The 19,355-nt window shown below is 64.5% G+C and carries 16 protein-coding genes; 5 read left to right on the forward strand and 11 right to left on the reverse strand.

The genetic code is table 11. From position 1 onward, the window contains the following. Positions 1-108: 108 nt before the first annotated feature. The 3 genes from J8F10_RS04485 to J8F10_RS04495 form a co-directional block, all read right to left on the reverse strand. Complete coding sequence (locus J8F10_RS04485; RefSeq protein WP_210652663.1) at positions 109-2,574, reverse strand: NADH-quinone oxidoreductase subunit L; 2,466 nt, start codon at positions 2,572-2,574, stop codon at positions 109-111. A 96-nt stretch (positions 2,575-2,670) separates the two neighbouring features. Beyond that, positions 2,671-2,985 carry an NADH-quinone oxidoreductase subunit NuoK gene (nuoK, locus tag J8F10_RS04490; RefSeq protein ID WP_246522911.1) on the reverse strand — a complete coding sequence of 105 codons (315 nt, stop codon included), beginning with the start codon at positions 2,983-2,985 and terminating at the stop codon, positions 2,671-2,673. Continuing rightward, positions 2,982-3,560, reverse strand: coding sequence for an NADH-quinone oxidoreductase subunit J family protein (locus J8F10_RS04495; RefSeq protein WP_210652664.1), 579 nt, complete (start codon positions 3,558-3,560; stop codon positions 2,982-2,984). Before J8F10_RS04495 ends, nuoK begins: the two co-directional genes overlap by 4 nt. Positions 3,561-3,682: 122 nt before the next feature. On the opposite strand from J8F10_RS04495, the gene J8F10_RS04500 reads away from it, so the two are divergent. Then, a complete protein-coding gene (locus tag J8F10_RS04500) occupies positions 3,683-5,122 on the forward strand; it encodes a TIGR02996 domain-containing protein (RefSeq protein ID WP_210652665.1) in 1,440 nt (479 codons plus the stop codon). Between the two features lie 13 nt (positions 5,123-5,135). Here the strand turns inward: J8F10_RS04500 and J8F10_RS04505 are convergent, their stop codons facing one another. The 3 genes from J8F10_RS04505 to J8F10_RS04515 form a co-directional block, all read right to left on the reverse strand. Further along, positions 5,136-6,443: a hypothetical protein gene (locus tag J8F10_RS04505; RefSeq protein WP_210652666.1), complete on the reverse strand. Its 1,308-nt coding sequence runs from the start codon at positions 6,441-6,443 to the stop codon at positions 5,136-5,138. Continuing rightward, positions 6,440-7,663, reverse strand: a complete 1,224-nt coding sequence (gene nuoH, locus J8F10_RS04510; RefSeq protein ID WP_210652667.1) for an NADH-quinone oxidoreductase subunit NuoH — start codon at positions 7,661-7,663, stop codon at positions 6,440-6,442. Before nuoH ends, J8F10_RS04505 begins: the two co-directional genes overlap by 4 nt. An 809-nt stretch (positions 7,664-8,472) precedes the next feature. Next, positions 8,473-9,342 (reverse strand): hypothetical protein, encoded by an 870-nt coding sequence (locus tag J8F10_RS04515; protein ID WP_210652668.1) that lies wholly within the window; start codon positions 9,340-9,342, stop codon positions 8,473-8,475. Positions 9,343-9,406: 64 nt separating this feature from the next. Between J8F10_RS04515 and J8F10_RS04520 the strand changes: the two genes are divergently transcribed. Next, complete coding sequence (locus J8F10_RS04520; protein ID WP_210652669.1) at positions 9,407-9,763, forward strand: cupin domain-containing protein; 357 nt, start codon at positions 9,407-9,409, stop codon at positions 9,761-9,763. Between the two features lie 22 nt (positions 9,764-9,785). Here J8F10_RS04520 and J8F10_RS04525 read toward each other — a convergent pair whose 3' ends face one another. From J8F10_RS04525 to J8F10_RS04535, 3 genes are all read right to left on the reverse strand, one after another. Continuing rightward, positions 9,786-10,595, reverse strand: coding sequence for an SDR family oxidoreductase (locus J8F10_RS04525; protein WP_210652670.1), 810 nt, complete (start codon positions 10,593-10,595; stop codon positions 9,786-9,788). A gap of 149 nt (positions 10,596-10,744) precedes the next feature. After that, complete coding sequence (locus J8F10_RS04530; protein WP_210652671.1) at positions 10,745-11,995, reverse strand: tagaturonate epimerase family protein; 1,251 nt, start codon at positions 11,993-11,995, stop codon at positions 10,745-10,747. A gap of 327 nt (positions 11,996-12,322) precedes the next feature. Beyond that, a complete protein-coding gene (locus tag J8F10_RS04535) occupies positions 12,323-13,078 on the reverse strand; it encodes a ceramidase domain-containing protein (protein ID WP_210652672.1) in 756 nt (251 codons plus the stop codon). A gap of 381 nt (positions 13,079-13,459) precedes the next feature. Here J8F10_RS04535 and J8F10_RS04540 point away from each other — a divergent pair, with 381 nt between their 5' ends. The 3 genes from J8F10_RS04540 to J8F10_RS04550 all read left to right on the forward strand — a co-directional run bounded on the left by J8F10_RS04540 (position 13,460) and on the right by J8F10_RS04550 (position 15,948). After that, positions 13,460-13,825 (forward strand): hypothetical protein, encoded by a 366-nt coding sequence (locus tag J8F10_RS04540; protein ID WP_210652673.1) that lies wholly within the window; start codon positions 13,460-13,462, stop codon positions 13,823-13,825. Positions 13,826-14,135: 310 nt separating this feature from the next. Next, positions 14,136-14,891 (forward strand): metallophosphoesterase, encoded by a 756-nt coding sequence (locus tag J8F10_RS04545; RefSeq protein ID WP_315854070.1) that lies wholly within the window; start codon positions 14,136-14,138, stop codon positions 14,889-14,891. A 91-nt stretch (positions 14,892-14,982) separates the two neighbouring features. After that, positions 14,983-15,948, forward strand: coding sequence for an NAD-dependent epimerase/dehydratase family protein (locus J8F10_RS04550; protein ID WP_210652674.1), 966 nt, complete (start codon positions 14,983-14,985; stop codon positions 15,946-15,948). 72 nt (positions 15,949-16,020) lie between these two features. Here J8F10_RS04550 and J8F10_RS04555 read toward each other — a convergent pair whose 3' ends face one another. Continuing rightward, positions 16,021-17,856 carry an EF-hand domain-containing protein gene (locus J8F10_RS04555; RefSeq protein ID WP_210652675.1) on the reverse strand — a complete coding sequence of 612 codons (1,836 nt, stop codon included), beginning with the start codon at positions 17,854-17,856 and terminating at the stop codon, positions 16,021-16,023. A 182-nt stretch (positions 17,857-18,038) separates the two neighbouring features. Continuing rightward, complete coding sequence (locus J8F10_RS04560; protein WP_210652676.1) at positions 18,039-19,355, reverse strand: DUF1501 domain-containing protein; 1,317 nt, start codon at positions 19,353-19,355, stop codon at positions 18,039-18,041.

Here is a 19,355-nt window from a genome sequence, read left to right on the forward strand (position 1 = left end):
ATGAGGCGGAGAAGAGTTTTTGACAGGACTAACAGGATCGAATACCGCGTTCTTTCTTGATCCCGTTTATCCGATTCTTCCGGTCAAAAATTCTTTTCGCCGTTTTCTTCATTTCGCCAGAACCGCGAGCATCCCCAACAACAGCGCAGCAGTCAAGGCCAGCGCGAGGACGTAAGACCGGATCAACCCGGTTTGCGCCCCGCGGAGCACCCGTCCCAGCGCCCCCGCGGACTGGCCGATTGCGTTCAAAATGCCGTCGAGCGTGAAGAAATCGAACCGTTTCGATTGCGGCTCCGGTTCGTCGCGGTGCGCCTGTTCCGTGGGACGCTTGTCCGCGGCGGCGGCGGCGTGTGCGAGTCGCAGCGTCGGGTTCACAATCGCCTCGTCGTAGGCCTCGTCGAAGTACCACTTCCGCAGGAGGAACCGGTACCACGCGGGTCCGCGTGCGTAGAGCGCTTCGGTTGAGGGGACTTTCTGGTAGAAGGCACTGAACGCGAGATACGCCCCCATCGTTGCCAGCCCCAGTGCGACCGCCCCGGCGTACAGGTGGACGTGGTGCTCCTGGACCTTCTCCGCGGCGAAGCCGATGCTCACGCTGATCGGCTCGACTTTGTGCAACACGTGGCCGAGGTAACTCGCTTCGACTTCCCACACCGGCCAGCCCCACGCGATTCCCACGCTAAACACCGCGAGGGCGACCAGCGGAACCGTCATCACCGCGGGCGATTCGTGTGCGTGCTCGTGAACGTGCCGGTCGCGTGGCGCGCCGGTGAACGCGAGGAACCAGAGCCGGAACATGTAGTACGCGGTCATCCCCGCGGTCAGCGCCGGGAGCACAAACAGGAGCGCGTGTTCCCGGTGTACGCTGACGTACCCCAGTGCGGCGGCGAGGATCATATCCTTGCTGTACCACCCGCTCAGAAGTGGCGCCCCGGAGATCGCCAGCACGCCGATCAGCATCGTGAACGCGGTGACCGGCATCTTCGATTTCAGGCCGCCCATCTTCCTCAAATCTTGTTCGTGATGGCACCCGTGTATGACGCTGCCGGAGCACAGGAACAGCAGCGCTTTGAAGAAGGCGTGCGTGGTGAGGTGCAGCAGACCCGCGACCCACCCGCCGACGCCGAGCGCGAGCATCATGAAACCGAGTTGACTGCACGTGGAGTACGCGAGTACGCGCTTGATGTCCGTTTGCACCAGGGCGATTGTTGCGCTAATAAAGAGTGTGATCGCGCCGATGTACGCGATGGTGAGTAGCACCTCGGGCGCGAACAGCGGGTGGCACCGGCCGACGAGGTACACCCCGGCCGCGACCATCGTAGCCGCGTGGATGAGCGCGCTCACGGGCGTCGGGCCTTCCATTGCGTCCGGGAGCCACGTTTGTAGTGGAATTTGTGCGCTCTTGCCCGCGCACCCCATGAAAATGCCGACCCCCATCACCACGAACAGCCAGTACGGGATCACGCCGTAGGTCGTGTACGTGGCGACCGGCGGTACGGGCGCTTTGCCCTCCTTGTGCCCGCCGGCCTGGATGCCGTCAAAGTGCCCCGGTTTCACGATCGGGAACAGCGCGAGGTGCGAGCCGTCCCCCTGCTTGGGCAGTGTGTACTGCGGGACGCCGTAGCGGTCGCGCTCGTCCGAGGGGTTCACGCGGACGAACTGATTGGCACTACTCAGGCGCGTGTGGCTGTCGCGCTCCGGGGACCGCACGCGGCGGTTCATTTCGTCGAAGTTCAGTGTGCCGAGGTACGTCCATGCGATCAATATTCCGACCAGGAACCCCGCGTCCCCGATGCGGTTCACGATGAACGCCTTGTTCGCCGCGCGCGCCGCGCTCGGGCGCTCGTAGTAGAAGCCGATGAGGAAGAACGAGCACACGCCGACGAGTTCCCAGCTCACGAACACCTGAAACAGGTTGTCCGCGATCACCAGGTTCAGCATCGAGAAGCAGAACAGCGACAGGTACAGGAAGAACCGCCCGAACCGCCCGCGCCGGTGAAAGTGCTCGGCGTGGGGAGCGAGAGCCACGGAATGGTCGTCCACCGTTTTCTGCGTCTCGTCCCTCATGTACCCGAGCGAGAAGACGAAGATCAGTGTCCCGATTACGGTGACCATTGCGAACACAACGGCCGTGAGCGCGTCGATTTTGTACCCGAGTTCCAGCGCCAGTGCGGGCTTCGGGGTGGGCAGCGTCCGGTCCGCGTCGTGCTGCTTTTCCCAAACGGGCGGGGAAGCCGAATCGAGCGGCCCCAGGCGAATCCAGTCGACGCGCTCGCTCCACCGTGCGGACCGCTGTTCACCGACGGACGGGTCGGCCAGGAAGTTCGCCAGACCGGTGATACCGAGGGCCGCGGAACAGGCCATGAACGCGGTCGCGAAGTACGCACCGGTTTTCAGCGGGGTGTCGCCACCAAGCGCCCAATACAGTTTGCTCGCGAACCCGCCGTGTTCGCGGAACGGCCGGCACAGTGCGCGCGCCCCGCCCGCGACGAGCAACAGTGCGAACGCCGCGAGCGGTAGCAGCGTGCTGACAACGTACAAGCGCCCGGGAACGGCTTGGAACCAGTCGAGCATCAGGTCAGTTCCGAGTTCCAGGTTCCGAGTTCCGGTTGCAAGCTAAAACACCGCGCCGAAATCGCTTGTTTTTCGGCAGGGAACCGGATTTCGGAACTACCCTTTGAGGTCCTTCGCTTCGTCCACGTCCACGGTGGCGTGGTTGTTGTAAAAGTTCAGGATGATGGCCAGCGCGACGGCCGCTTCCGCGGCGGCCAGCACCACGACCATGAGTGCGAACACTTGCCCTTCGAGCCGGAACCCGGTGTTGAACCGCGCGAACGCGACTAGGTTCACGTTGGCCGCGTTCAGGATCAGTTCGACGCCCATGAGGATGCCGATCGCGTTCCGCTTGGACGCGACGCACACCGCGCCACACGCGAACAGGAACGCACCGAGGAGCAGGAACGGTGTCAGCCCGATTTCGTTCATGGTTTCACGCGCTTGCGCTTCGCGCGAGCAAGGTACGCGGCCCCGACCAGAACCACGAGCAGGTGGACCGACACGATCTCGAACGGCAGCAGGTACGCGACGGGCGTGCGCGCCGGCGGGGTGCCGGCCGGAACCCCGCTAACTGGCCCCTTCGGGCTGGTCTCGGTCACACCCAGGAAGCTCAGACCGAGCGGCCCCGGCCCCGGGAGCGCATCGTCCTCGGGTGGGGGCGAGCCGATTTCGAGCGACACCACCGCGAGCAGCGCGAACAGGGCCGCGCCGAGCGCGCACCCGACGATCCACTCCACTCGCTTCGTGCGCAACTCGCGCAGCGGGCCGTGGGCCGTGAGCATGACGCCGAACACGACCAGAACGAGCGTCCCGCCGACGTACACAATGAGCTGCGCCGCGCCCGCGAACTCGGCCCCGAGCAAGAAGTAGACGAGCGCGACGCCGGTGAGCGTGAAGAGGAGCCAGACCGCCATCCGCACCACGTTACGGGACGCGACCACCCCGACCGCAGAAACGCACGTTGCGGTGGCGACCAGAACGAACAAAATGAGCGGTAGCGACATCGGACGGGTCGTGTGGAGAGGGCCGGCACGTTGGGAAAAGAATAGGGATAAGTCGCCGCGTGTCCGCCCGCAAGAATATTCCCGCACGAACGCGCGTTCGCATCTTTAAGAGGTAGCCGACCGTGACGCCGCGTTTCGCCCCGCCGTCGCCGCTGAACCCGGACCTGCTCGCGCTGCTCGCGAGTTGCCGGTCGGCGCCGGCCGATGACACGCCGCGCCTGGTGCTCGCGGACTGGCTCGAGGAGAACGCGGACGTTTCCGGGCTGCCCTCCGCGGACGACGCGCGGGCACGGGCGGCGCTGATTCGCGTGCAAGTGGAACTCGCGCGCCCGACTTCGGACGTTGGGCGCGTGGCCCAGCTCCAATCGATCGAACAGCGGCTCATCGCGGTCCACTCGGAGCGGTGGCTCGGCACCCTCGCACGCCGGTTCTTCGAGCTGGGCCACCGCCCGTTCGGGTTCGCCATGCACCTGACCACCACGACCCCGCCCGTGTACTCGTTCGAGCCGTTTTCACCGCGCAATCGGTGGCGATTCACGCGCGGGCTGTTGAGCATCGAACTGGCCGCTGGCGAACAGCGCGACCTGGAACTCGATGCGTGGTTCTCTTCGCCGCTGGCCGCGTGGGTGGAGGGGGCGAGCATCACACTCGGTGGCGTGGCCGCTCTGGAGCGGCTCTCCGCGGGCGCCGGGCTCCGGCCGTACCTGGGCGTGCGGTACGCGGTCGGCGCGACCGCGTTCCCGACGCTGCGGAACGTGCGCCCCGAACAGGAGGAGATGACGGAACGGCGCTGCAAGCGGCTCCTGAGGTCCGCGAACTTCGCCCTCGTCCGCGAACTCACACTATACGGCCCGGCCGTCGAGGTCGGCTTCCCGCGCATGATGGCCGGTGCGCGCGCGACCGGCGTGCGCCGACTCACGGTGAAAGCCACTCTGAGTGACACGGACGCCGCGTTTCTCGCGTCCGCGCCGCTGGTCAATCTCTCGGCGCTTGACGTGTCCGCGACCGAACTCACGGCCGACGGGATGCGGTTCCTCGTCGAGTCACCGCACCTGAAACGACTGGTTTCGCTGTCCGCGTACCGCAACCGGTTCGGGTGCGCCGGGCTCGTCGCGCTGGCCGAGTCCCCGCTGGCGAACACGCTGAACGTGCTCGAACTTCAGAATACCGGAATCGGGAACCGTGGGGTGGCGGCACTTGCGCAGTCGCCGATTTTGGGCCGACTGAACGGGCCGACGCTGAACCTGTCCATGAACGGGATCGGGAACGCGGGCGTACAGGCGCTTGCCGCGTGCGAGCACCTGGAGCGGTTCACGGAACTGGTCCTGCGCGCCTGTTCCGTGTCGAACGTCGGGGCGCGTGCGCTGGCGCGGTCGCCGCACGTCTGTAACCTCGCGTACCTCGACTTGTGGAACAACCGCGTCGGCGACGTGGGGGCACGCGCGCTGGCCGGTTCCCCTCACCTCGAAGACGTGCGCCACCTGAGCGTTCGCGACAACAACATCACCGCCGCGTGCGCGCGGGCGCTTCGTGCGCGTTTCACGGATCGGGTGCGGGTGTAAACTATGACACCGGCTATGGTTTGAGAGGTTCGGACAGAACCGGTGCGGGATTCAATTCTGCTCGGGGCTTCACCGCGGGAAGCACGGCAATCGGCGCGACGAGATCGGCGAGCAGAACCGCGAGCCACAGCCCCGTTCGTGTTCGCACGCGCACGGTTTGGTTCTGAAGAACGCGGATGAACAGTGGGAGCACGAGTACCGCTGTGGTCCAGTAAGCAATGAACGCCCACCACACTTGCCCGGCCGCGAACCACATGCCGACGATCGCCGGTACGCCGACGAAGATCACCACGCGGCGGAACCCGCGCGCCAGCGCCGAGCGCGTTTCGAGGGACCAAGTGGATTGCGTGAGCGCGTGAGTGGTCGCTCCCGCGAGGAACGCGAGCGGAAACGCGGCGACGAGGAGCATTCGCGTCGGAACGCGGAACAGGTTGAAAACGGGTAGCCAGTCGATCAGCGCTGCGCCCCCGAGCGCGAACACGACCAGTCCGCACAATACCCCGAACTGCCAGCGTGCGCGCTTTCCCGCGATCAGGGGTGCCGCAACCGCCGCCGCGAGCCAATACACACCGAAGACGCCCTGCATCTCCCACGAATACGGCGGCGAGTACGACAGTGACGGCCCCAGGAGTGCCAGTGCGGTCGGCAGCCCGATGTTCAGTGCGCCATTTGCTTCGAGATTTCCGCTGCGCACCGACCACTGCCCGGCTTCCAATTGTACCGTCGATAGCGCCGCCGCAATGCCGACCGCACCGGCCCAGCACAAGAGCCACCGAGGGACGCGGGCGCGCTCCCGCGGAAGCGTCCACGCGACCGCGAACACGACCGCGTAGAAGGCCCACTGCGGGTGCGTGCCGAGCGTAAGCAGCGCGAGCGTGACTCCTGTATACAGCACCGGCCACGAACTTTGCCGCGTGATTCCGCGCTCCGCGAACAGCAGCACAAGTGGCAGCCACGCGAGGCCTGCGGCGACGGCGTGGCCCGCGAGCAGGAGGTGCGTCATCCACTTCGACGACAGCATGAACCCCGTGGCCGCAACGACACTTCCGACTTCGTTCAAATCGTGCGATCGCGCGTAGCAGTAGGCGAACGCGCCGGCCGCAAGAACGTGGAGCGCAACGACCCAACTGGGTACAGCACCGATGGCACTTTCGGGAATGCGGTGGAAGAGCGCCTTCGCCGGTGGATGTTCGGTGAGTTGGTCGAAATCCAGCGCGCGCAGTGTCTGCGCGGGGTGCAGGATCAGCGGGTGAAAATAGAGCGCCCAGAGCAAGAGCAGGACGAGGTAGGGGCGGAGGGTCGGTCTGGCTTCTGCGCTCATCGCCGCCCCGGGAGCGTCGAGGGCTGCCCGCCCCAAGCGCCGGGGAGTTGGCCCACCGGGACCGAGGCCGTCCCCGCCGAGCGGAACAGGCTCGCGAACACCCCGAGCGGAACACCCACGCTCACGAACGCGAGCGCGTACTTCACCGCGAGTGCCACGGGTGCTGGCACCACCAACTGCCACAAGCACACGCCAACGAGCAAGACGCAGCTAATCGGCAGGAAATACTTCAGGCACGTCATCATCACCTGATCGATGCGGAGTCGGGGGAAACTCCAACGGACCCAAATCATCACCAGGACGAGCGCCCAGCACTTACCCACGAACACCGCGAGGTTCAGCAGGTTACCTGCCCAAAAGCCCAAGTGTTCCGCTGCGGACGGCTCGAACGGCAAGAATCCTGTGTGCCACCCCCCGAGGAAGAGCAGGGCGGCCAATCCACTGACGGCGAACATGCTGCCGTATTCCGCGAGGAAGAAGTACGACCACCGGATGCCGCTGTACTCCGTGTGGAACCCCGCGACCAACTCACTCTCGGCTTCCGCCAGGTCGAACGGCGCGCGCTTGCAACTCGCCGTGCTCGTGATGAAGAAGATGAAGAACCCGACGAACGTGAACGGGTCGTGGAACAGGTTCCAGTTCCAGAACCCGCCCACCTGTTGCGCGCCGATCGTGTTCAGGTTCAGCGTCCCGGCGACGCACACTGGCACGACCACACACATTGCCCGGGGGACTTCGTAGCTCACCACTTGAGCTGCTTCGCGCACCCCACCGAACAGCGACCACTTGCTCGCCGAAGCGTACCCGGCCAGCACGATGCCGAACACCTCGCTCGACAGAACCGCGAGCGTGAAGAACACGCCCACGCTCAAATCCTGCGCGACCAACCCGGCCCCGAACGGCAGCGCGAGGAACCCGCAGAAACTTGCACAGAACGCGAGGTACGGCGCGAGCCGAAACAGGAGCTTGTCGGACCCCGCGGGCGCGACATCTTCCTTCACGATGAGTTTGACGCCGTCCGCGAGCGATTGGAGCAGCCCGAACGGGCCGACGCGGGTCGGGCCGGCACGGTCCTGCATCCGCGCGGACACTTTTCGTTCCGCCCAGATACCAAAGAACGCCGACAGGCCGATGAACCCGAACAGCGCCCCCGCCGCAACCGTGCCGGTGGCGATCAGGTTCCACGGGTGCGGCAGAAATTCGGACCACACGTCGGGCACGGTACGTCACCTGGGGAGAAGGAGCCACCCGGCCGGGGTACTGACTCGCTGCCGGAGATTAGAGCGAATCGGGGTCTTAACCAGTAAGACCCCGCGAGCTTCTGGAAGGCACAATTCGTTACCGCCCGCGGCGTAGCGCCGCAGAGTTCGCTACCTTCGTTCCGGCCGGTGGCGTTTGGGGAGTGTACCGAATGCAAATGCAGTGTGCCACATCGGGAGAGAAATGAAACAGGGGCGACACAGTTAATAAAACGACTCGCGTTCGATTTTAATCATTTTTGTCATGTTAATTCTGTCAAGAATTATCCTAGCTATTCCAGGTGACCCGCGCCGGCTGTGCGCACCGAATGCCGCGATCAGCGCGCGCCGGACGAAATGTTATCGAGTTACGGCCCGGTGTGGATTGTGTCTCCAGTCCAGTCGCGAACGCAAAACTTGTTTGTATTCTTGTGTCCACTAGCGTAAAATTTGGCATTGGTGAACTAGGTGTCGAATCCTTCGGAGTGGCGGGTGCTGGTTTCGGCCCCATCGAGCCGGTGAAATTCAGCCGAGAGATGGTAACTGCGTTAGCCGGAAGCGAGCAGAACGGCCGCCCAGAAGCCGGAAATGTTAGTCATTGTCAGCCCGTGGTGCTGGTCCGCGAAGAGCGAAAATGTCGTTAAGTCATTGAAGTGCCAGTAGTTGGTGCGTTGCCGCGTCGGAACGAACTTGTACGGGGCCAAAGTGTTAGCAATTGTTAGCCAGGCCATTATCGACGAACTGATTCCCAGGTAACTGCGGTCGTCCCGACAAGCGAGGAGCGTTCGCCCTCACTTCGGAAGGGTCAGGTTCGCGAGTGCGGTGCGACCGGGTGCGACCACCACCGGGCGCGAGCTTTCCAACGGCGGCCCGTACACCATGCGGTTCACGAGACCGGTTTCAGGGTTCCGCTCCTTCGCGGTGATCGCCCAGTTCGGGTGCCACGCGACGAGGTCGTAGGTTCCTTCGGGAACCTGTGTGAACTGGAACCTGCCGTCCGCGTCTGAAACGGCGTAGTACGGGTGATCGCAGACGAACAGGTCCGCCGCGTGCCAGGGGAACCCGGCGGCGCTCGTCAGTTCAATACGGCCGAAGGTGTCGAATTGGCGCTCGAGCGGTGCGTCGGCGTCGGGCAACGGTAGCGCGAAGAAGGCGGCCCCGCGCCCGCGCAGGACGTGGAACACCGGCTCGCGCGATTGCGCCTTCACCGACTCTCCGCGGCGCACGAACCCCACGCGCGCGGACAGCCGATCGCCCTGGTTGACTACGATTCGCGCGTCGCGGATCTCAACGCCGACGGGGGGCAAGTCCCATGGCTTCGCGCGGGCCGGATTCACTTCGCGCAGGTACACGACGGCCCCGCCGAGAGCGCGTGTGAACTGATCGATGTGGGGCGCGTAGGGGTGAGGGAGCGTTCGCGTTTCGAGACCGGGGCCGTCGGCACGCGGGCGCACGTCTGTTACCGGCGGCACCGCGGGAACCGCCCCGGCCCACGTCACGAACCCCGTGACCTTTCCGCACGCGGCGGGTTGAAAGTCCGAAGGCTTATCGCTCGCGGTCGTCGAAGTTTGTGACGAGCCCGCAACGGCCGGCGGTTCGGAGCCGCACCCGACTGCGAACAGCGCGAGCGGCACGAGTGAGCAGAGCAGGGGGCGCGGCACGTTGAGATCCTCTCGAAGCCGGGTGCGGGCCGGTGACGTTGTGTTCACGCTGAGGAGCCGATGTATGCAGACCACAACGGCCGGGCTCGTGGTGCGGAAACTGGCGGAGGCGCCGAGTGTCCCGTGCCCGTGCGGGGTGAGCACGCGCCCGCTCACAGCGGCCGACGGCGCCCCGTGTTCGCTCCACGTCACCGCGATCACCGATTCCGCCCGGCACTATCACCGGGAAACCACGGAGGTTTACTACATTCTGGAGGGAACGGGCAAGATCGAGTTGAACTGGATCTGGCACGAACTGGAACCCGGAACCGTGATCTGGATCGAACCGGGCACGCGGCACCGTGTTGTGAGCGGTGCCGGGTTGAGGACGATCGTCTTCGCGCTCCCGGCCTTCAATGCCGCGGACGAATGGTTCGACTGATCGGGAGCGGGTTGCGATTTCACTAGATCGTGACCGACGAGAACCCGCCGTCCACGACGATGTTCTGGCCGGTCACGAACCCGGACGCGCGCTGGGAGGCGAGCCAGATTACGGCGCCGGCCAGTTCTTCCGCGCTCCCGAAGCGGCCCATCGGCGTGTGGCTCACGATGGCCTGACCGCGCTCGGTGTACGTGCCGTCGTCTTTGAGCAGCATGCGCCGGTTCTGTTCGGCCGGGAAGAACCCCGGGCTGATCGCGTTCACGCGCACGCCCTTCGTGGCCCACTCGCGCGCGAGCCAGAGCGTGAGGTTCAGTACCGCGGCCTTCGACGCGGAGTACGCGACCACGCGCGAGAGCGGGGTGATGCTCGCCATCGACGCGATATTGACGACGCTCCCGCGCCCGGCCGCGACCATCTTCTCGCCGAAAATCTGGCACGGGAGCAGCGTTCCGCCGACGAGGTTCAGGTCGAAGACCGCGCTCCAGCCCTCGATCCCCATTTTGCAGAAGTCGCCCCCGGGCGCAACGGTTGCTTCGGGCTTGTTGCCGCCGGCGCCGTTAATGAGGACCGTCACGTTGCCGAGTTTCGCAATGATCGCGTCGCGCGCGGCAACGAGCGATTCGCGACTCATCGCGTCCGCGCTTTGGAAGATCGCCTTACCGCCGGCTTTTTCGATGGCGCGGACGCGCTCCAGCCCGCGCTCCTCGCTGCGCCCCACGACGGCGACGGTCGCGCCGGCCGCGGCCAGAGCGTCGGCCATTGCTCCGCCGAGCACGCCCGTGCCGCCGAGAACCGCCGCCACTTCGCCCTTGAGATTAAAGAGATCGGTCATGGCTTCCTCAAGGCGAACGGCCGGCGTGAGCCGGCTGGTAACTCGCACTGGCCGTTCGCGGATCGTTCTCAGGTCAGATCGTTGTGGACATTTCGTGGTGTTCGCGCGGCACAAATTTCCCACCAGCGCGGCTCGCGCCGGCCGTTCGCCTACCCGATGAACAGCGGTTTCAGGTGGCGATCGAACAGGTTACTCGTGACGTTGCGCGACACGGCCGCTTCGCACGTCTTCAGCATCTGAAGGTACTGCTCGCCCATCTGCGCCGCGATCTTGAACCCGACGTGAACGAGTTGTCGGAGCGACGGGTTGAACTGTGAGTTCGCGGGATCGTGCCGGAGGGCGCTCACGAACTGTTCCGAGTTCCACTCGTACACTTCGTCCGAGGTCGGGAGCTTCGAGGCCTCGATGTCGATCACGGTTGCGTAGGGGGCACAGAGCTCGCTCTTCTTCGTGAGCGCTTTTGCGTAAATGACTTTCGCCAGGTCCAGGCCCGGGCCGCCGGATTCCGCGAGGCCGATCACTTCTTCCAGCCAGGTCGTACCGGCCGTCTTCAGGTGAAGGCCGGCCCCGGTGTCGCGGAGCGCGCGCTGGATCGGGCCGTACAGCGAGAACTTGTCGCTGCCCGAGTGTACGCTCAGTTTCAGGTTGGCCGGGAGCCGGAACTTCTTCACCGCGTAGGCGATCACCGCGAGGTCGTCGCGGAACTCGCGCTCGAACTGCGCCACGTCGCCCACGTAGTCCACGCCCTTGTTGAACCGCCCGGTGAACTTCGGCGCGATGGTTTGGACGGGCACGCCCTCGTCGGCGAGTGCGGCGAGAATGAGGAGCAGCTCCTGGGGCGACTGCGGCGTCTCGGTCTCGTCCATCGACACTTCGGTGATGAAGTTGTCGGAGCCCTTGGCCCACGCGATCTTGTGGTAGATCGCGCTAGCGTCCTTGACGGCCTTGAGGTACTTCCCGACGACGCGCTCGATGTCCGCGGGGGTCGTCGTGAACGGTTCGGCCGTGCCCGGGATCGAGAGCGTACCGAGCAACTCCGGGTGCCGGGTCGTAAAGATCTTGACCGCGTTCGCGTTCGTCGGCTGGCCGATGGAGTCGGCCACGTCGATCGTGTAGAAGTCGCACGACGGGAGGAAGCGCTCGACCGTATCGAGTCTGATGTGGTCGGCGTCAACGTGGTAGGGCTTGGCCCACTTCAGTTCGCGCACCGCGGCGTCGGCGGCGCCCCGCACGCTCGCGGGTTCGGACCCGATGATGGTGTGCTCGCGGTTCGACTTGTTCCACACCGGGATGACTTCGACACCGCTCTTCGCCGCGAGGACGCACGCCTGGAGCTGCGCCTTGGCCTGGTGCGCGAACCGGTCACCGACCCCGATCGAATACTTGCCGAGTGTGAGCATGGGGCCGGAACCTTTGTTGTGTTGTGGGGAGTTGTTGTATCGGAGCGGAGCGCAGATTGCGACGTTGAGTGGCACCGCGCGGGCCGCGTGAAAGGAGAAGAAATGTGCCGCGGATGAGCACCGATAACATGGATTAAAACCAAATCCTATTGGCCGCAAAAAAGCACAAAGGGCACAAAAGAAGACATGAAGAGAGAGAACGAATTTGAACCAGTTCTGCTCGTGGTTTTCTTTTGTGCCCTTTGTGCTTTTTTGTGGCCAATCTGCCTTCTGCTTTGTGTCTGATCCGTGTTTTCTGTGTTCATCCGCGGCGCATTTCTTCTCCTTTCACGCGGCCGCTTTTTCCCCCTCGACCTTGTAGAAGAACTGGATCACCAGCGCGGTGCTGATCGCCCCGAACGTGTGCCAGAGCCAGTGGCTCCCCATCGGGAGCGTCGAGCCGATCTCGCGGTCCACGAGCCGGAAGCACCACGCCATCGCGAAGCTGATGACCCCGGCAACCACCCACCCGCCGTGCCGGAACCGGGTGCGCCACAAGACGAGCGCGATCGGCAACAGGACGACGAGCGCGAGCGCGGCGTAGGACAGGTTCACGCTCCACTGCTCGTTTACGGGAGCGATCGCACGGAACAGTACCCGGTTCACCACGATGTAGAACAGGCCGACGCCGGGCAAAAAGTAGGTCCACGATCTGCGGCCCCACAGCCTGTAAGCCATGAACAGCGAACCGGCCAAACCCAGGAGCGAGATCGGCACCACATCGAGCAGAAAGTACGCGACCCGAGTGCGGGTGCCGTGGAACAGTACCCCGCCGATCGCGCCGGCGAGCAGGATCGGCATGCACGCCGTCAGAAACGGGAAATCTTGGTACCGCCCGCGGACGCGCCAGACAAACGCGAGCGCGATGAATACGAAGAAGGTCGCGGTGACCGTGTTCCACGGTTCGGCAACGAACGGTGCGTCGGGGCTGAAGGGGTCGGGCGGGGTCTCGGTGTACAGCGGCCCCCAGTCCGGCATCCGCCCGTTTTTGATCAGGAGCCAATCGGGTTGGGTCGCGGGAGCGTCCCCGTCGGGTGTCGGCATCGGATCTCCGGGTTCCCTCTTGGAGCGGACAAAAAAGATTATAAGAAATGCCGCGAACCGTGACACAAAGCCAGATTTTCTAGGCCTTTACTGAACTTTAGAAACTTCGGAATGAGCGCTTGACACCCTCGGAATCTGTCCCTAAGAAGCGCCTACCTTTGACCGCACTTGAGGACGCGCCCTCGCGGTTCAATACTTGATTCATGCGCCCTGTGAACCTGTGTGAGTTCTGACCGCTCTACCGACCGAAGCACTAACACCGCCGCGGGAACCGGTGCCCACCCGCGAACGGGTTTGAAAATTGGATTTCGGGTCGGCGGACGCCGATAGCAGTGGGCTATCCGGTCCACCGGCCGTCACCCGTACACGAGGATCGACCGCATGGCTGCCTGCGCCCTGTTTCCTTTGGAGTTCGCCGCACCGGAGGAGCCGCTGTCGTGGCTCGACCGGCTCCTCGCGCCGGTGCTCTCGGCCGACGACGAAGACGACGAGTTCGATGACGACGATGACGATGATGACGACGACGACGACGACGACGACCTCGACGACGACCTCGACGATGACCTCGACGATGACCTCGACGACGACCTCGACGACGACGACCTCGACGACGAGTTCGACGACGACGAGTTCGACGACGACCTCGATGACGAGGATGAAGACGACGAGGACGATGAAGACGATGAGGAAGAAGGGGACGAGGACGACGAGAAGCCCCAGCCGCCGAAGAAGGGGCCGAAGAAGTAGTCGTGCCGGGTGCTGACCACTCTCAGTCACGGGGCGGGCTTTGGCTCGCCCCGTGGTTGTTTTTGAAGACTTTGAATCTTCAAGTCGCACGCGCCCTCAAAGTTTGGCCTAGAATCATCTGGGTCGAGTTTTTTCCGAGGGCGCGTTCTTCATGATTCCTTCCCTCGTTCACCAGTCCCCGCGCCGTGTTTATGGTGCAAATCTGCCGCCGGGGCCACACGGTTCTATCGGTGGCCGGTTAGCGCGTTTTGTGGGCCAGAACTGGGCGCGCCTGGGGTACGCGTATCACGTCGAACCGACCTGGCTCGCGGTGAATCGTGTTACTTTGCCGGTTCGCGGGCTACCGACCGCACTCGCGGGCACGCGAATCGCTCAACTGAGTGATTTCCACTGTGGCGCACACATTCCTGCGGGATACCTCGAAAGCGCCATTGAACGCGCTGCAGAGGAGCGCGCCGACCTCATCGCACTGACGGGTGACTTTATCGACCGCGGCCCGCACCACGCCGCGAGCGCTGCGAAGCTGTTCCGACACCTGAAGGCCCCACTCGGCGTGTTCGCGGTGCTCGGGAACCACGATTTTTCGGTTCACACGGCGCGCGGCGCGCGGCGCCACCCGGGTTTGGACCGGGTAATTACGGACGCGCTCGGAGCCGAGGGTGTTAACGTGCTGCGGAACCGGTCCGTGCGCGTCGAACGCGGTGGGGCCGGCTTGCTCGTCGCGGGCGTCGATGATCTCTGGAGCGGTGAAGCCGATTTGAAGGCCGCCCTCGGCAGCGCGTGCGAGAAAACTCCCCGGGTTCTTCTGGCGCACAACCCGCACACGGTCGAACACCTCGACGGCCACCGCGCGGACGTCATCCTCAGTGGTCACACGCACGGCGGACAAATCAACTGGCCCGGGGTCGGGCGCCTCCTTTTGAATAAAAACGCCCGGCGCTGGGCCGCCGGGCTGTACCCGGTTCGCGACGGGCACCTCTACGTGAACACCGGCGTGGGTTTCGGTTGGCGGTTCCGGTTCGGGGTCCGGCCCGAACTCGCGGTCTTCACGCTGCAGCCGGCGTAGACGGTAACCGCAGCGTTGATTAGGGTGAGGAAAGTCGACACCGGCCGCGGCGGGTGGTCAACGTGTACTTTCCTCATGCGCACACCACATTATGTCTGAGCTTTCACTCGTGACCGGCGGCGCCGGGTTCATCGGTTCGCACCTCGTCGAAGAACTCGTGCGCCGCGGATCTCCCGTTCGCGTACTCGACGACTTCAGCACCGGTTTGCGGAGCAACATCTCCCAACACCCCAACGTCGAAGTTATCGAAGGCAGTCTGACCGATTCGGACGCCGTCGCACGCGCGGCAAACGGCGCGGGGGTGATTTACCACCTCGGCGCTCTCGCGTCGGTCGCTCGGAGTGTCGAGTCCCCCACCGTCACGCACGCGGCCTGTGCCACCGGGACGCTGAACCTGCTGGATGCCGCGCGAAAGTCCGGCGTTCGGCGCGTCGTGTTTGCCGCCAGTTCCAGCGCCTATGGCGGGAACTCATCTTCGGCCGGGCAGACGGAAGACCTGCCGATGGTGGCGAAATCACCTTACGCGGCCGCGAAACTCGCGGGCGAACTGTACATGCAGGCGTTCGCGCACACTTACGGCCTGGAAACCGTGCGCTTGCGGTTCTTCAACATCTTCGGCCCGCGCCAGCGCTCCGACAGCCCGTACTCGGGCGTCATCGCGCTGTTTACCGCGGCAATGGCCGCCGGTCGCGCGCCGAGCATTCAGGGGGACGGCACCCAATCGCGCGACTTCACGTTCGTCGCGAACGCGGTGCAGGCTCTCACGCGCGCCGCGGTCGCCCCGAACGTTTCCGGTAACGTCTACAACGTCGGCACCGGTCGGAGTGTGACACTGCTTCAACTGGTCGAGGCGCTGAACCACATCTTCGGAACGAGCCTCGCCCCGACTTTTGCTCCCGCGCGCGCGGGTGATGTGAAGTTCTCGCAGGCCGACATCAGCCGTACTCGTGCCGACCTGGGCTACGACCCGGCCGTCACCTTCGAGGACGGACTACGCACCACGGTTGATGCCTTCCTCGTGACAAGCGGTCGAAGTGCGGTGACGGGTACGCGCTAATCGCGACGCGGATCGGAATACGACCCCGGCGGGCACATTCCGCCGGGGTCGTTCGCTTCAGGAGTGTCCCGATCACTTTTTCAGCGGTTCCCGCTCCGTTTTGGGATCGGGTTTCGGTGGGCTGGGCTTCTCTTTCTCGCTGTTCTCACGCATCTTCTTGTCGAAGGCTTCCGCTTCGGTCAGGCTGATGAGGTCGTCGTGGTCCGCGTCGATCACGTCGAACTCTTCCTTGGTCCCCACGTACTCGGTGCGGGACACGTCGCCGTCCCCGTTGCGGTCCATCTTGCGGAACCACAGCGGCCCCTTCGTGGGCACGATCACCTGGTTCGGGTTCCCGTTGAACGGCTGGACCGCCGCCTGTTGGATGTAGAACCGGTCGAAGGTGCGCGCGAGCCGCAGCGCGACCGAGGGCTGAATGATGTTCTTGGTGAGCACCTCGGCCCCCGGTTCTTCGAGCACGACGAGCCGGGTCCAGGCCGTCCGCAGCTCGCGCACGCTGAGGCGCCCGTCGCGGTTCTCGTCGAGCAACTGGAACAGCGTGGGCGTTTGCACCGCGGGCGTCAGGCTCAGGCTGATGTTGCGGAAGCTGTCCTGGAGGTCGAAGTACGCATCGAACTCGTCTTTGGTCATCTTCCCGTCGCCGTCGCGGTCGGCGGTGTCGAAGAGCACGCGCACGAACTGGAACTGGACCGCGTTCGGGCCGGTCAGGTCTTTCTCCTCAATGTACTTCTTCCCGCCCGCGGCTTGGGTGAAGAGGTACGCGTACTGCTGCTTCAGTGTGCCCTGCGAATACTGCGCGACGGGGGCGAAGGCCCAGAAGTCGATCGGCTGCCGGCCGACGTGGAGCACGACACGCCCGTTTTCGACCTGTTTGATTACGAATCCGCGGGCCGCAGCGCCCTTTTCGTCGCTCAACTTCGCGACGCAATCAACAGCTTTCGGCGCGAGTGAAAGGGTGAGGTCGAGGTCCGGCGCACCGGTCCGCCACACGTCCAGTTCTTCGCCATCGAGCGTGCCGTTGCCGTCCTTGTCCAGCGCCCGGAACGTCAAGTCGTCGAAGCCGACTTCGGCCTTCGTCAGTTCAAAGTCGCCGTTCTTGTCGTACCGTTTGATGACCTGTTGCGTGATCGTCCCGGGAATCCGCCCGGACCGGTACAGCACGACCATCTGGGTACTCGCCCCGGTGGGGTACGCGCCGTTCGGTGGTTGTGCGACTTGAACCTGCTGGAACCCGCCGAAGGCCGGGTTGTACAGTTCGGGCGCGAGTTCCTGCATGTTCAGGCACTCGTCTTCGTCCGCGTCGCGGGTGGCGAGCAGCTTCTCGACCGCCTTGACTTCGTCCTTCGTCAGCTTCCCGTCGCCGTTGGCGTCGAGCATCTTGAAGATGGCTTCCGTCACGGACACGTTTTGGGCATTGTCCGGTTGGACCGGCTGCTCGCGCATGAGCTGCTCGGCGGTCCGCTTGTAGTAGGTGACGAATTCCTCGAACGAGACCTTCCCGTCCCCGTCCTTGTCCAGCGCGCTGAGCGTGGGCGCGCCGGTCGCGCCCGGCTGGTAGAAACCGTTCGCGAGCAGTTGCGACATCCCCTGATCGGAGAAGACGAACCGTGTTTCCTTTTCGCTGATGAACCCGTCGCCGTCGCGGTCACAAAAATCGAACGCCTTCTGTAACCGGTCGCGCCACAACTCCCCGATCGCCTTTCCTTCTTGGAGGATGGCCACGCGAACGCGGACCGGGCGCGGGTTGGTGAAGACCAGAACTTCAAAAGAGTCGCTCAATTTCGGCGCAACGAACTTGGGCGCGCTGGGTCGCGGGGCGGGAGCGAGCGTCGGTGCCTCCGGCTTCGGCGCGCCGACTTTGGACAGTTTCCCTCTGGGCGCGGGGGCGAGGGCCGGGGCATCGGGCACGGCGAGAACCGTACCTGCCAGCCCCACCACACCGAAGAGAGCGAGGACGAAGAACCTAACCCCCCCGCCCCCTTCCCTAGGAAGGAAGGGGGAGCAAAACCATAAATGACGGAGCGCTCGTGTTTTTGCTTTAGCCCCTCCCTTCTTAGGGGAGGGGGCGGGGAGAGGTTGTTTTACGGCACTCACGCGAGCACCTCCGAGACGGGCTTGGCGCCCTTGTCGACGATGCGGATCGGGCGCCCGACGTTCGACATGTTCTGCTTCTCGAAGTCGATGCCCACCGCCGAGCACACCGTCGCGAGGAAGTCCACTGCCGGGGTGACGCGCTCTTCGACCGTGGTGCCGTCCTTGCTCGTCTTCCCGACCGCCTGACCGCCCTTGACGCCGCCGCCCGCGATGACCGTGCTCCAGGCGTTCGGGTAGTGGTCGCGGCCCTTGCCCTGGTTGATCTTCGGCGTCCGGCCGAACTCGCCGGCCCACACGATTGTGGTGGTCTCGAGCAGCCCGCGGTCCTTGAGGTCGTCCATCAGCGCGGCCCAGGCCGCGTCGAGCGTGCCGCACAAGCCCTTCACGAGATCGAAGTTCTGGCCGTGCGTGTCCCAGTTGCCGAGCGTGACTTCGATAAACGGCACGCTCTTTTCGACCAAGCGGCGGGCGAGCAAGCACCCCTGGCCGAACAGGTTGCGGCCGTACTTGTCGCGGGTTTCGTTCTTTTCTTGTGTCAGGTCGAACACCTTACCGCCCTCGGACTGCATGAGGCGGATGGCGCGGTCGTAGGCGGCGGCGTGGCTCTTCGCCATCGTGCCGGGGCGCGTGGTCGCGAACTCTTCCTGCATGTCGCGGAGCATGTCGAGCCGGGCCGCGCTGGTGCTCTCATCAATGTTCTTCGGGCGGTCCAGGTCGGCGACTTTGAGGATCTGATCGATGTTCCCGCCCTGGCCGTTGTTGAACTGGCCGTCGCCGACGATGAGCGGCGCGTGAACCGGTCCGAGGAAGCCAGGGCCGAACGCTTCTTGTGCGAAGAACCGCTGCGGTGCGATGCTGATGAAGTTCGGTAACTCGGACTTCGAGTCGCCGAGTTCCTTCGAGACCAGCGAGCCGATGCTGGGGTACTGGATGCCCGCGAATCCGGGCAGTTGACCCGTGCGGAGGAGGTAGGTGCCGCGGGCGTGGTCGCCTTCCTTCGTGGACATCCCGCGGAGCACCGCGAGATTCTTCCCGTGTTTTGCGAGCTTCGGCAGGTGCTCGCCGATCTTCAGTCCAGGAGCCGCTTCGATTTCCTTGTACGGTCCGCCGTTCTCGTGACCGGGCTTCAAGTCCCAGAGGTCGATGGTGCTCGGCCCGCCGTTCATCCACAGCAGAATGCACGAGCGCTTGGGCTTGGTCTTCTTCTCTTCGGCGGCCCGCGCGAGCTGGCCCATCCACCCGGACATGGACGTTGCAGCGCTCACCGCGCCGACGCGGAGCAGGTGACGACGGTCGAGGTTCATCTGAGACAT

Source organism: Gemmata palustris (genome assembly GCF_017939745.1).
Classification (GTDB): Bacteria; Planctomycetota; Planctomycetia; order Gemmatales; family Gemmataceae; genus Gemmata; species Gemmata palustris.

Excerpts from the sequence above, each read along its gene's own strand:
- J8F10_RS04485 (WP_210652663.1), bottom strand. The coding sequence starts at position 2,574 with ATGCTCGACTGGTTCCAAGCCGTTCCCGGGCGCTTGTACGTTGTCAGC.
- nuoK (WP_246522911.1), bottom strand. The coding sequence starts at position 2,985 with ATGAACGAAATCGGGCTGACACCGTTCCTGCTCCTCGGTGCGTTCCTG.
- J8F10_RS04495 (WP_210652664.1), bottom strand. The coding sequence starts at position 3,560 with ATGTCGCTACCGCTCATTTTGTTCGTTCTGGTCGCCACCGCAACGTGC.
- J8F10_RS04505 (WP_210652666.1), bottom strand. The coding sequence starts at position 6,443 with ATGAGCGCAGAAGCCAGACCGACCCTCCGCCCCTACCTCGTCCTGCTC.
- J8F10_RS04520 (WP_210652669.1), top strand. The coding sequence starts at position 9,407 with ATGCAGACCACAACGGCCGGGCTCGTGGTGCGGAAACTGGCGGAGGCG.
- J8F10_RS04525 (WP_210652670.1), bottom strand. The coding sequence starts at position 10,595 with ATGACCGATCTCTTTAATCTCAAGGGCGAAGTGGCGGCGGTTCTCGGC.
- J8F10_RS04530 (WP_210652671.1), bottom strand. The coding sequence starts at position 11,995 with ATGCTCACACTCGGCAAGTATTCGATCGGGGTCGGTGACCGGTTCGCG.
- J8F10_RS04535 (WP_210652672.1), bottom strand. The coding sequence starts at position 13,078 with ATGCCGACACCCGACGGGGACGCTCCCGCGACCCAACCCGATTGGCTC.
- J8F10_RS04540 (WP_210652673.1), top strand. The coding sequence starts at position 13,460 with ATGGCTGCCTGCGCCCTGTTTCCTTTGGAGTTCGCCGCACCGGAGGAG.
- J8F10_RS04550 (WP_210652674.1), top strand. The coding sequence starts at position 14,983 with ATGTCTGAGCTTTCACTCGTGACCGGCGGCGCCGGGTTCATCGGTTCG.
- J8F10_RS04560 (WP_210652676.1), bottom strand. The coding sequence starts at position 19,355 with ATGTCTCAGATGAACCTCGACCGTCGTCACCTGCTCCGCGTCGGCGCG.